Source organism: Nioella sp., from assembly GCF_965215655.1.
In the GTDB taxonomy this organism is placed as follows: Bacteria; Pseudomonadota; Alphaproteobacteria; order Rhodobacterales; family Rhodobacteraceae; genus Nioella.
This window is the reverse complement of sequence record NZ_OZ244111.1, coordinates 2,140,646-2,152,396: the sequence shown is the minus strand read 5'-3', so window position 1 is coordinate 2,152,396 and position 11,751 is coordinate 2,140,646. Positions and strand designations below refer to the sequence as shown.

The following is an 11,751-nucleotide window of genomic DNA, read 5'->3' as shown; positions in this document are numbered from 1 at the left end:
AATGGAAACAACGCGCGCCGCGCGCCTGGCGGGCAACATTTCGCCCGTGCCCATCAAAAAGGCCGCGCATCGCTGGATAACGACGCGCGGCCCATTCATGTCAGCCGGTCAGATCAGGCCAGATCGTAGCGATCCGCGGTCATCACCTTGGTCCAGGCGGCAACGAAGTCATTCACGAACTTCTCCTTGTTGTCGTCCTGTGCATAGACCTCGGCATAGGCGCGCAGGATCGAGTTCGAGCCAAACACGAGGTCCACGCGGGTCGCGGTGAATTTCGTCTCGCCCGAGGCGCGGTCCTGGATCTCATAGGTGCCATTGCCCGACGGAACCCATTTGAAGCCCATATCGGTCAGGTTGACGAAGAAATCCGTGCTGAGCGCGCCGACATTGTCGGTGAAGACGCCATGCGAGGAACCACCATGGTTGGTGCCCATGACCCGCATACCACCGATCAGCGCGGTCATCTCATGGGCACTGAGGCCCATCAGCTGCGCGCGGTCGAGCAGCAGCTCTTCCGGTGTTACGGCATAGTCCTTCTTGACCCAGTTGCGGAAGCCATCGGCCAGCGGTTCCAACACATCGAAGGACGCGGCATCGGTCATTTCGTCCGTTGCATCGCCCCGACCCGGCGCGAAGGGCACCGAAACGTCAACGCCAGCGGCCTTGGCGGCCTGTTCCACACCGACATTGCCGGCCAGAACGATCACGTCCGCAACGCTCGCGCCATGCTTGGCGGCAATCGGTTCCAGCGCGGCCAGAACGCTTGCCAGACGAGCGGGCTCGTTGCCTTCCCAATCCTTCTGCGGGGCCAGGCGGATGCGGGCACCGTTCGCACCGCCGCGATAGTCGGACTGGCGGAAGGTGCGGGCGCTGTCCCATGCGGTGGCGACCATGTCGGCCACGGACAGACCAGCCGCCCCGATGTCGGCCTTTACAGCGTCAACATCATAGCCGGAGTTGCCAGCGGGAACCGGGTCTTGCCAAATCAGCTCTTCCGCCGGGGCATCGGGGCCGACATAGCGGGTGTTGGGGCCAAGATCCCGGTGGGTCAGCTTGAACCAGGCGCGGGCGAAACAATCGTCGAAATAGGCCGGGTCGGCCATGAATTTCTGGCAGATCGCGTTATAGGCCGGGTCGACCTTCATCGCCATGTCGGCGTCGGTCATGACCAGGATACCCTTGTTCGACGGGTCGGTCGGATCGGCGGGCAGATGCTCTTCCTTGACGTTGACCGGCTTCCACTGGTTGGCCCCGGCGGGCGATTTGGTCAGTTCCCAGTCATAGCCGAACAGCAGCTCCAGATAGCCCATGTCCCACTTGGTGGGGTGGGTCGTCCATGCGCCCTCGACGCCGGAGGTCACCGCATTGGTGGCCTTGCCGCCCATATTGGGGTTCATCCAGCCAAAGCCCTGGTTTTCGATCGGCGCGCCTTCCGGCTCGGCCCCCAGAGCGCCTGCATCGCCGTTGCCATGGGCCTTGCCGACAGTGTGGCCACCAACGGTCAGAGCTGCGGTTTCCTCGTCATTCATGGCCATCCGGGCAAAGGTTTCACGTACCTGCGCGGCGGTCTTCATCGGGTCGGGCTGACCGTTCACGCCCTCGGGGTTCACATAGATCAGGCCCATGTGGACGGCAGCGAGCGGATTTTCCAGCGTCGAAGGATCGTCGAGGTTTTCATAGCGGTTCTCGCTCGGCGCCAGCCATTCCTTTTCCGCACCCCAGTAGACGTCTTTTTCCGGGTGCCAGAGGTCTTCGCGCCCATAGGCAAAGCCAAAGGTTTTCAGGCCCATGTCTTCATAGGCCATGGTGCCCGCCAGCAGGATCAGGTCGGCCCAGGAGATCTTGTTGCCGTACTTCTTCTTGACCGGCCACAGCAGGCGGCGGGCCTTGTCGAGGTTGCCGTTATCGGGCCAGCTGTTCAGGGGCGCGAAACGGATATTGCCGCAGCCGCCGCCACCGCGCCCGTCGGCCAGACGATAGGAGCCAGCGGAGTGCCACGCCAGACGGATCATCAGACCGCCATAATGGCCCCAGTCCGCCGGCCACCAGTCCTGGCTGTCGTGCAGCAGCGCTTTCACATCGGCTTTGACGGCGTCGAAATCCAGATCCTTGACCGCGTCGCGATAGCTGAAATCAGCCCCCATCGGGTTGGTCTTGCTGTCGTGCTGGTGCAGAATGTCGAGGTTCAGCGTGCTCGGCCACCAATCGGTGACGCCGGTTTCCACCTTGGTGTTGGCACCGTGCATTACCGGGCATTTGCCCATGTCATTTCCGTCCATCTCTTCCTCCGATTCTGGAATCGCTCGTGTGTTCCGGGGCCGCGCGCCGTCCTGGAAAACGCCTGTAAATCAAGACAGCCAGAGCTTTCCGGCGTCCTTGAAGGGCAGAGCGTCATCCTCCCGATGCGCATATTCTGGAATGGTTCTAACAAATGCAATCCATTTGTTTAAGTTGCATTTTCTGATTGTCACAATAACTTTAGGCTATGGACAGCTTCACTCTCCGCCAACTTCGCTATTTCGAGGCGCTCGCGCAGCACGGTCACTTCGGGCGTGCGGCAGAGGCCTGCGCCATTTCTCAACCCGCCTTGTCCGTGCAGATCAGGGAACTGGAAGAAACGCTTGGCGCGGCGCTTTTCGAACGCAACGCAAGGCAAGTGCGGCTGACCGGCTTTGGCGAGGATGTTGCGGCGAAGGTGCGGGACATCCTGCGCGGGGCGGATGAACTGGCGGATTTCGCCCGTCTGTCGCGCGACCGGTTGACCGGGCGCTTGCGCATCGGGGTCATACCGACCATCGCGCCTTACCTTTTGCCCACTATCATCGGTGACCTGACGCGCCGTTACCCCGGTCTCGACATGCGCCTGCGCGAAACCCTGACCCCGCGCCTGATACAGGAATTGGCCGAGGGGCGGCTTGATACCGCCATCGTGGCGCTGCCTGTGTCTGAACCCTCCTTCACCGAGGTACCGCTGTTTTCGGAGGAGTTCGTTCTGGTCCGCCCAAGCGCCGATGCGGACAAGCCCGTTCCCAATGCAGAGACCTTGCGCGAAATGCGGCTGCTGCTCTTGGAGGAGGGGCATTGTTTTCGCGATCAGGCGCTGTCCTTTTGCAACATCAACTCCTCGCTGCCGCGTGAATTGCTCGATGGCAGTTCCCTGTCCACGCTGGTGCAGATGGTGGGGGCAGGGATTGGGGTGACATTGATCCCGGAAATGGCGGTGCCGGTGGAAACCCGTTCGGCATCGGTGTCACTGGCCCGGTTCGACGCACCGCGCCCGTCCCGGCGGATCGGCATGATCTGGCGCAACACGACGCCGCTGGCCGATCAGTTGCAGGAGGTGGCGGAGGTGGTGCGCCAATCGGCGGAAACCCTGGCCGGACGGGCGGCCGGCGCAACAACGTGCGCCTAGACCCTGCCGGAGGAGCATTGCCGTGGGCCGGTGGTTCGTGCAAAACTCAGGCAACAGACAGCCATTCTTTCGGAGACCTTAACGTGAAGATTTCAAAGCTCATTCCGGTCGCACCCGCCTTGCTCTTCCTGACCGCCTGCGGCGAGCCGGTGCCGGAAGACGATGGCCTGCCGGGACTGCCGGTTGAGGTGACGGAGGAACTGATCGCGATGGTGGAGCCAACGCAGAGCCTGGCGTCCGTGCGTATCCTTCCCGAGGATGGCTGCTACTGGTATCGCTATTCCGGTCCCGTTGAGACGACCTACCTGCCGTTGCGCACCACCGAGGGGCGCCGCATTTGCAGCGAGCAGGCGGCAGAGATCGCCGCCGCGGCGGAAGCCGAACGGCTAGCAGCAGAGGCAGCCGCCGCGGATGCAGCTGCGGCGGGTCTGGGAACCTGATGTCAGGAAAGCTCAGCTTTCGGCGGTGACCCAGTCATCCGCCGGATAAAGCGTGGCGGTCACGCCCACATCGACATTGTCGTAAAGCCCGATGATATGGGCCATGACCATCCGAACACAGCCGGAACTTGCGCGACGGCCGATGGACCAGGGCTGCGGTGTGCCGTGAATGCGCAGATAGGTGTCGCGCTGTCCGACATAAAGATAGAGCGCCCGCGCGCCGAGCGGGTTCTGCGGCCCGCCGGGCATGCCGTCTGCATATTGCTCATACACGCCCGGTTCCCGCGCGATCATGTTTGCAGTCGGCGTCCAGGACGGCCAGCGCGCCTTGCGGCCAACCGTGTAGGTGCCGGGCTCATAAAGATCGTTCCGCCCGATGGCGACGCCATAACGCATCGCGGTGCCGTCATCCTGAATGTGGTAGAGATAGCGCGCCACCGCATCCACATGGATATCGCCCGGTGTCAGACCGGCATTTGCCTCGACCCGTGTGGGCAGAAATCGCGGTTCGATCCCCCAGGGGTTGCTGACGGCGGGATCGTAATTGGCGGGTGTGACCAGCGCATCCCATCCATCCCAATTGGCCGGCGTTGCCAGGGCCGGTCCGGCAATGGGGGCCGAAAACAGGGCGGCAGTCGTCATGATGAAATGGCGCCTGCTGAGCATGTCGCGTCTCCGATTCGAAATAGTCCGGGTCTCAGCCCGTTAATGTGGGTGTCATCGGTCCAATAGGCAAGCATTGCAAGAGCTTCACAGCCTCACATCTGCGTGTGGCATGTCTTCGCCGATACCCCTGTCAGCCGCGGACGCGCAGGTTTTGCGGATCATAGGGGCAGGGGGCGATGACCTCTGCCGCGATGATGTCGCCGATCAGGTCGAGATGCAGGTTTGTGCGGGGCGCGGCCAGCTCCGGCTCCACGAAGGCATAGGCGAGATTCATTCCGACCCGGTGGCCCCAATCGCCGGAGGTGACAGTGCCTGCCACCCTGTCGCCCACCATGATGGAGGATCCGGGCGTCGCGGGACGATCCGCGGTGTCGATGCGCAAGGTGACCAGCTTGCGAGTCGGACCCTTTGTAATGCGCGCCTCCAGCGCCGATTTTCCAATGAAATCAGGCTTGTCCATCTTAACGAAGCGCTCCAGCCCGGTTTCGAACGGATCAAACTCGGTCAGCAGATCGGCCTTCCAGTGCAGGTATCCCTTTTCCATCCGCATGGACTCGATGGCCCGCGCGCCGAAAAGGTGAAGGCCATGCGCCTTGCCCGCCTCTCGAAGTGCCAGATAGGCCGCGTAAAGCTGGTTGTTGGGGACGTGAATTTCATAGGCCAGCTCGCCCGAGAAGCTGACGGACATGACCGTAGCAGGCGCAATGCCGACAAAGCATTCACGGACCGACAGCCACGGGAAAGCTTCAGCCGACCAGTCGCCGCGTGACACGGCGGACAGCACGTCGCGCGCTTTGGGGCCTGCAAGGACCAGGATCGTCATGTCATTGGTGAGCGATTTGATCTGCACGTCCTCGCCAGGTTGCAGATGGCGAGTCAGCCAGTCCATGTCATGTTGTTCCGCCGCCGCCGCAGAGCCGTACCAGATGCGATCCGGGCCGCGATCCGAAGCAGGCAGATTGGCAATAGTCGCCTCGGACTTGATCATTCCATGGTGGTTCAGCAGATAGCCAAGAGCCACCTTGCCAGGTTTGCGCGTCACCCGCCCGCAGATCATCCGGTCGAGGAAATCATGGGCATCGTCACCCGTGAGCTCATACCGGTTGAAGCCGTTCACTTCCGCCAGTCCGACGCCTGTTTGCACGGCCTTCACGTCGCGCGCGACAATGTCGAAGACCTCGTTGAAGCGGAAGCCGAGTGTTTCGCGGAAATCAGGCGTGGGTTTGAGGAACTCCATCCGTTCCCAGCCATTCACCACCGTGAACTCCGCGCCTTCCGCCGCCAGAACCGGCGTCAGCGGTGTGGTCTTGGCAGGGCGGCCTGCGGGGCGGTGTTCATGAGGGAAGTGGAAGCGGAACTCGTTCTGGTAGTCCTCGATAGCCTTCAGCGCACAGAGCTCTACATTGCCATGCCCGGTGAAGCGGCGCGGGTCCAGAACCCAGGTGTCATAGCAGGCCTCGCCATGGACGATCTGTTGCGCCAGCAGCCAGCCATGCCCGCCGCCTTCCCCAAGACCGGCCCGCAAGCCAATGATGCAAAACGCATTTTTCTTTCCGGGGATGGGGCCGACCAGCGGTGCACCATCAATCGTATAGGTGATCGGGCCGTTCACCACGGTTTTGATCCCCACCTCCATCAGCGCGGGCATCCGCTCGAACGCGCCTTCCAGAACGTCCGTGATCCGGTCCAGATCGTCGGGGCAGAGATCCATGGTGAAATTCGGGTCGATCCCGTCCATGCCCCAGGTTTTGCAATCCTGTTCATAGAACCCGATCAGCAACCCGGTCTTTTCCTGCCTACAGTAATAGTCGCTGATCGGGCAGCGTAGCAGGGGCATCCGGTGGCCCGCCTCGACGATGCCGGGGATTTCCTCGGTAATGAAATACTGGTGCTCCATCGACATGACGGGGTGATGTACCCCCATCATCGCGCCCACCTCATTCACCCGGTAGCCGCAGGCATTCACCACCACATCGGTATGAATCTCGCCCTTCGGCGTTTCCACGATCCAGGTATCATCCTGTAGCTGCCGCAGACCGGTGACAGGGGTAAAGCGATGCACCTCGGCCCCCGCGTTGCGTGCCCGCCGCGCCAATGCCTGGCACAGCTGCGCCGGATCAATATCGCCATCCAGAGGGTCCCAGAGACCGCCGATCAGGTTTTCGGTCGAAATCAGCGGATGCCGCCGGGCGCATTCCTCGGCGCCGATCACCTCGAAATGCACCCCCATCCCCCGCGCCATCGAGGCGAAATGGCGGTAGCCGTCCATTTGCGCCTCAGTGTTGGCCAGCCTTATGCCGCCATCGCCATGGTGATAGTTGATGGGATAATCCGGGTCCTCGGCCAATTCCTTGTAAAGCGCGATGGAATGGCTTTTCAGGCCGACCATCGTCTGGTTCATCCCGAAATTGGTGACCTGCGCCGCAGAATGCCATGTGGTGCCGGAGGTCAGCTCGTCCCGTTCCAGCAGCATGACATCGGTCCAGCCCTCCTGCGTCAGGTGGTAGAGCGTGGAGCATCCGGCGATGCCACCGCCGATCACGACGGCCTTGGTGCGGGTTTTCATGGGGCTTGTTCCTCTGGCGTTTGCGGAACTGTCAGTGCAGATGCGCCATGCGGCAAGGGCCGTATCGTGATTTCGAGAAAGTCGAAACAAATCTGAGAAATCCTCCAGCCCGTGCGGTTTGAGTTGCCAGACCGTCCGCAACGAGGCTTTGCTCGTGCCAGGCGGGACAGGAGCGGATGACATGCAGCCAGCGGGCAGGCGATCAGGCGGGCGGCGCGACCGGTTGGCGGCGCGGGCGAGGGGCCCTGCGAACCCCTGTCCTCCGGGGCAGCGCGGCGGACAATATGCGCCGCTGACGGACCCGGAGTTGCGGGCGATCTACGACACCGCCCTGCGCCTGCTGGCAGAGCTTGGCATGGGCGAGGTCCCTGACCGTCTGCGCCGCGATCTTCTGGCGGTAGGCGCGGTCGAGGCAGCAAACGGCCGTGTCCTGATCCCTCGCGCCCTGACCGAAGACGCCATTGCCCGCGCCGCGAAACGCTTTGTCCTGCACGGTCAGGACGAGGCGCGATCCATCGAAGTGGGCGGCGATGCCGTCCATTTCGGAACCGGGGGCGCAGCGGTTCAGACGCTGGACATGGAGACCGGGCTTTATCGCCCTTCCACATTGCAGGACTTGCGCGATTTTACCCGTTTGCAGGACGTTCTGCCCAATGTCAGCTGGTTCACCCGCTGCTGCGTGGCGACCGACATGCCGGATGAGTTTTCGCTCGACATGAACACGGTGCATGCACTGGTCAGCAACACCACGAAACCGGTGGCGACCTCCTTTACGCTGGCCCATCACGTGGCCCCGATCGTTCAGATGCTGGATGTGGTGTCAGGCGGGGAGGGCGCATTCAGCAAGCGACCTTTCGTCAAGGCGCATATCAGCCCCGTGATCTCGCCCATGCGGTTCGGCGAGGATGCGGTGGACGTGGTCTATGAATGTATCGCCCATAACATCCCCATGTCCTGCATCACCGCCGCGCAATCCGGCGCCACGGCCCCGGCAACGCTGGCGGGGTTCCTTGCGCAATCGCTTGCGGAAACCCTGGCAAGCCTTGTCATGGTTCACGCGCTGAAGCCCGGCCATCCCATGGTCTTTTCCAACTGGCCGCTGGTCATCGACCTGCGCACCGGGGCGTTCGCAGGCGGGGGCGGAGAAATCGCGGTGATGAACGCGGCCTCGGCGCAGCTGTCGAACTGGCTTTGCTTGCCGTCGGGCGTCGCTGCCTCGATGACCGATGCCAAGGCCATCGACGCGCAATATGGCATGGAAAAGGGGCTGACGGCGCTGGCCGCGGGGCTGGCGGGGGGCAATCTGATCTATGAAAGCTCGGGCATGACGGCCTCGCTGCTTGGCGCAAGTTTCGAGGCGTTCGTGATCGATAATGAAATGCACGCCGCCATCTACCGGATGCTGCGCGGGGTAGAGGTCAGCGAAGAAACGCTCGGGTTTGATACGATCTGCGATGTGGTGATGGGAGAGGGGCATTTTCTGGGCGCGGATCAGACCCATGCGGCGATGGAACGGGACTATTTCTACCCCAAGCTTGCCGACCGGGACGCGCCGATGACCTGGGCGGAAAAGGGCGCGCCGGATATGTGGGCGCGGGCCAGGGCCCGTGTTCGGACGATCCTTTCCGACCACGATCCGCAATACCTGTCGCCCGCACGTGACGCAGAGATCAGGGCGCTGTTTTCCGGCGTGATCCGCAACTGACCTACTGGTTCAGAATCCTGAACTCATCCGCCAGCCACGCATGCGCGGCCACCATCGGCGCGATGATCCGGTCTTGGAGCAAGGGGCGAAGCGTGCGATCCAGTGTCTCGAACAGGCTTTGGGGCAGATCCTCGGCCCGAAAGATCGACAGCCGCCGCGCAAAGCCCGGACCCGGCAGCGGCATGATGGCGATCCGGTCGTGATGGCGGTCGGAACTGGCCACGTTCAGGGCTGTGGTGACAGTCCAGGCCTCGCCCGCGGCGATCAGCGACAGGATGGCGGGGGTGCTTTCAAACTCCAGCCGCGAGGGCAGGTCGATCCTTTGCCGCCGCAACTGTGCCTCGATCCGGCGGCCCATGAGCTGTTTGCGCGAATAGCGCAGGAAGGGCAGATCGACCCGCGCCCCCAGATACTCCCCGGCCGAGTCCTTGCGCCCCTTGGGCACGACCAACACGTAGGGGTCCCGCAAGAGCGGGGCTTCGGTCAGGCGCATCACGCGGAATTCGGCGGCGGAGGCAATGCCAAGGTCGATCTCGTCGCTTTGCAGCAGCGTCAGGATGTCATGGCTGGGGCGTGACAGGAACGAGAAGGAACAGGCGGGCAGGGCGGCGGACAGGCTGGCGGCAAGCGCGGGGGTGACCTCGGTGTCCAGATCCTCGATCATCGCGATGCGCAGCGACCGGATCAGCGCGGCGGGGTCCTTGGACCAGACCTCGGAAATCCCCTTGCGCAGCAGCATCAGCGAGTCATCGACACGGGCCAGCAGGATGTCGCCCTCTTGCGTCAGTTTCATCGGACGCTTGCCATGGTCGATCAGGGCAACGCCCACGGCATCCTCAAGGCAGGCCAGGTGGTGCGACACGGTGCTGATCGAAATTTCCAGCCGCCGCGCCGCCGCCTGAACAGAGCCGCTGCGAGCCACCGCCTGAAAGACCTCCAGCCATTTGAGGCTGAGCTTGCTACGTTCCATTCGTGGTCCCCGACATTCGAATATGTCGAAGCTAGAGAGGCATTGCGCCTTCGGCAATGGCAGAGTTTCACCAGTGATCGGGGCCGGCCCCATATCCGTCTGGTCTCGGACGCCGACTGCGCGGGAAGGCGGGAACAATACAGCCGACGCGGTTGGGGGCACAGGGGAGGTGAAGGATATTCGCCTTGCGGAATCGCCGTTCTGCGGGCTGAAGTGGCCGGATACAAAGTGCCTCAAAACAAGGACGAGAGAATGAGCGTTTTTGACGAAGACCTGTTCCTGAAAGGTCTGGAACAGCGCAAGGCCACGGTCGGCGCGGAGTATGTGGAAAAGAACCTCGCCGCCGCGGATGGTTTCACCCGGCCCTTTCAAGAGGCAATGACCGCGTGGTGCTGGGGCTTTGGCTGGGGTGATGATGCGATCGACCCCAAGACGCGCAGCATGATGAACCTCGCCATGATCGGGGCCCTTGGCAAGATGCATGAATGGGAACTGCACTGCCGGGGCGCGCTGAACAACGGTGTCTCAAAAGAAGAGATCCGCGCCATCATCCACGTGGTCGCGATCTATTGCGGCGTGCCGCAGGCGCTGGAATGCTTCCGCGCTGCCCGCAAGGTTCTGGAAGAGGCGGGCGAGCTTTAGGCACGGTAGCGGGTGGAGTCTTCGGTCAGGCGGATCAGGTCGGTGACGATCCGGTTGGCCGGGGTCGGGACGCCAAGACGGTCGCCGATGCGCACCACGGCACCGTTCAGCGCGTCGATCTCGGTGCGCCGCCCGGCCATGCGGTCCTGCAACATGGATGGTTCATGATGCAGATGGTGGGCGAAGGCGTGCTCCATCATCGCGGTGACCTTGTCCAGCGAGGCATTGACGCCAGAGGCTTTCGCCACCGCAATCGCCTCTGCCACCACCGACGCGGCCAGCCCGCGCCCGGCCTCTGACGCGCCGACCGATCCGGGCGTGCCGCCGGACAGGGCACAGATCGGGTTGAGAGCACAGTTGAACGTGGCCTTTTCCCAGATCGCCACGTCGATATCGGGTTCCAGCCGCGCGGTGATGCCGCCCTTGTCCATCAGCGCCGCAATCTTGTGCAAGAATTGCAGATCCTGCCCGCTGGCACTGAAAAGATCGGTCGTGGCCGCGCCGTGGGACGCTACCCGACCGGGGCCGAGATACTCGGCGGGTGTCATCGTCATGCCTATCAGGATGCGATCACGGGTCATATGCGCGGCGATCCGGTCCACATTGCCGACGCCGTTTTGCAGGCTGAGAACATGGGCATCGGCCAGCAGCGGCTTGACCGATGTCAGCGCCTCATCCGTGTGAAAGACCTTGGTGAACAGGAGTACCAGATCTGCAGGGCCTCGAAAGGCCTCGGGCCGCATCGCGGGCAGGTGGTGGATGCTGTCGCCCTCATCCAGTGCCACATGCAACCCGCCTTCGTTGATTGCCGCGACATGGGCGTCATTCACGTCGAGCAACGTCACCTCCGCCCCGGCCCGCGCCAGCCGCGCACCATAGACGGACCCCATAGCGCCCGCCCCCAGAACCGCGATCCGCATCGTCATCCTCCTGCGGCGCCAAACAGCGCCCGCACCTCGTCCGGCACCGGGCAGGAGGTGATCCCGCCGCCGTCCTTCCGGCGCACCAGAACCCGTTTTTCAAACCCTTCCACGGCCAGCACATCCCCCCGCATCAACCGGTGTGCCACGTCGAAACTGGACCGGCCAAAGCCGGTGATGGTGGTCTCGATCACCACCTCGTCGCCATAGCTGGACGGTACATGGAATGTCGCGCGTGTATCGACCATCGGAAAGCCAACCACCTGAAACCGGCGGACAAGGTCCGGCTTGGGCAGGCCCGCGGCCTTGAAGTGATGCGCGGTCGAGGCGTCGAACCAGGCGAAATAGCGCGGGTAGAAGACGATATCGGCGGGGTCGCAATCGCCCCATTCGATCTGCACGGTCCGGCGGCTGGTCAGCATCGGGTTGG

At 62.9% G+C, this 11,751-nt stretch carries 10 protein-coding genes; 4 read left to right on the top strand and 6 right to left on the bottom strand.

The window, feature by feature from the left end; genetic code table 11:
• Nucleotides 1-113: 113 nt before the first annotated feature.
• A complete protein-coding gene (katG, locus tag ACOOEX_RS10710; protein ID WP_420394827.1) occupies nucleotides 114-2,279 on the bottom strand; it encodes a catalase/peroxidase HPI in 2,166 nt (721 codons plus the stop codon).
• Between the two features lie 206 nt (nucleotides 2,280-2,485).
• On the opposite strand from katG, the gene ACOOEX_RS10705 reads away from it, so the two are divergent.
• Both ACOOEX_RS10705 and ACOOEX_RS10700 read left to right on the top strand, forming a co-directional pair.
• The gene (locus tag ACOOEX_RS10705; protein ID WP_420394826.1) at nucleotides 2,486-3,412 is read left to right on the top strand and encodes a LysR substrate-binding domain-containing protein; all 927 of its coding nucleotides are present in this window, start codon (nucleotides 2,486-2,488) and stop codon (nucleotides 3,410-3,412) included.
• Nucleotides 3,413-3,495: 83 nt separating this feature from the next.
• A complete protein-coding gene (locus ACOOEX_RS10700; protein ID WP_420394825.1) occupies nucleotides 3,496-3,852 on the top strand; it encodes a hypothetical protein in 357 nt (118 codons plus the stop codon).
• Nucleotides 3,853-3,864: 12 nt separating this feature from the next.
• On the opposite strand, the gene ACOOEX_RS10695 is transcribed toward ACOOEX_RS10700, so the two are convergent.
• Nucleotides 3,865-4,518, bottom strand: coding sequence for a L,D-transpeptidase (locus tag ACOOEX_RS10695; protein WP_420394824.1), 654 nt, complete (start codon nucleotides 4,516-4,518; stop codon nucleotides 3,865-3,867).
• A 130-nt stretch (nucleotides 4,519-4,648) separates the two neighbouring features.
• A complete protein-coding gene (locus tag ACOOEX_RS10690; RefSeq protein ID WP_420394823.1) occupies nucleotides 4,649-7,084 on the bottom strand; it encodes a GcvT family protein in 2,436 nt (811 codons plus the stop codon).
• 181 nt (nucleotides 7,085-7,265) lie between these two features.
• Here ACOOEX_RS10690 and ACOOEX_RS10685 point away from each other — a divergent pair, with 181 nt between their 5' ends.
• Nucleotides 7,266-8,789 carry a trimethylamine methyltransferase family protein gene (locus ACOOEX_RS10685; RefSeq protein ID WP_420394822.1) on the top strand — a complete coding sequence of 508 codons (1,524 nt, stop codon included), beginning with the start codon at nucleotides 7,266-7,268 and terminating at the stop codon, nucleotides 8,787-8,789.
• Between the two features lies 1 nt (nucleotide 8,790).
• Here ACOOEX_RS10685 and ACOOEX_RS10680 read toward each other — a convergent pair whose 3' ends face one another.
• Entirely contained in the window at nucleotides 8,791-9,759 is a 969-nt protein-coding gene (locus tag ACOOEX_RS10680; protein WP_420394821.1) for a LysR family transcriptional regulator, read from the bottom strand.
• Between the two features lie 252 nt (nucleotides 9,760-10,011).
• On the opposite strand from ACOOEX_RS10680, the gene ACOOEX_RS10675 reads away from it, so the two are divergent.
• On the top strand, nucleotides 10,012-10,401 hold the full coding sequence (locus ACOOEX_RS10675; protein WP_127558864.1) for a carboxymuconolactone decarboxylase family protein: 390 nt from the start codon (nucleotides 10,012-10,014) through the stop codon (nucleotides 10,399-10,401).
• Here the strand turns inward: ACOOEX_RS10675 and ACOOEX_RS10670 are convergent.
• Complete coding sequence (locus ACOOEX_RS10670) at nucleotides 10,398-11,321, bottom strand: ketopantoate reductase family protein (protein ID WP_420394820.1); 924 nt, start codon at nucleotides 11,319-11,321, stop codon at nucleotides 10,398-10,400. The two genes, ACOOEX_RS10675 and ACOOEX_RS10670, sit on opposite strands and share 4 nt — an antisense overlap.
• A 2-nt stretch (nucleotides 11,322-11,323) precedes the next feature.
• On the bottom strand, nucleotides 11,324-11,743 hold the full coding sequence (locus tag ACOOEX_RS10665) for an acyl-CoA thioesterase (RefSeq protein WP_420394819.1): 420 nt from the start codon (nucleotides 11,741-11,743) through the stop codon (nucleotides 11,324-11,326).
• Nucleotides 11,744-11,751 lie beyond the last annotated feature (8 nt).

Coding starts and splice junctions, on each gene's coding strand:
- ACOOEX_RS10670 (WP_420394820.1), bottom strand. CDS start 11,321: ATGCGGATCGCGGTTCTGGGGGCGGGCGCTATGGGGTCCGTCTATGGT.
- ACOOEX_RS10665 (WP_420394819.1), bottom strand. CDS start 11,743: ATGCTGACCAGCCGCCGGACCGTGCAGATCGAATGGGGCGATTGCGAC.
- ACOOEX_RS10685 (WP_420394822.1), top strand. CDS start 7,266: ATGCAGCCAGCGGGCAGGCGATCAGGCGGGCGGCGCGACCGGTTGGCG.
- ACOOEX_RS10675 (WP_127558864.1), top strand. CDS start 10,012: ATGAGCGTTTTTGACGAAGACCTGTTCCTGAAAGGTCTGGAACAGCGC.
- ACOOEX_RS10690 (WP_420394823.1), bottom strand. CDS start 7,084: ATGAAAACCCGCACCAAGGCCGTCGTGATCGGCGGTGGCATCGCCGGA.
- ACOOEX_RS10695 (WP_420394824.1), bottom strand. CDS start 4,518: ATGCTCAGCAGGCGCCATTTCATCATGACGACTGCCGCCCTGTTTTCG.
- ACOOEX_RS10680 (WP_420394821.1), bottom strand. CDS start 9,759: ATGGAACGTAGCAAGCTCAGCCTCAAATGGCTGGAGGTCTTTCAGGCG.
- katG (WP_420394827.1), bottom strand. CDS start 2,279: ATGGACGGAAATGACATGGGCAAATGCCCGGTAATGCACGGTGCCAAC.
- ACOOEX_RS10705 (WP_420394826.1), top strand. CDS start 2,486: ATGGACAGCTTCACTCTCCGCCAACTTCGCTATTTCGAGGCGCTCGCG.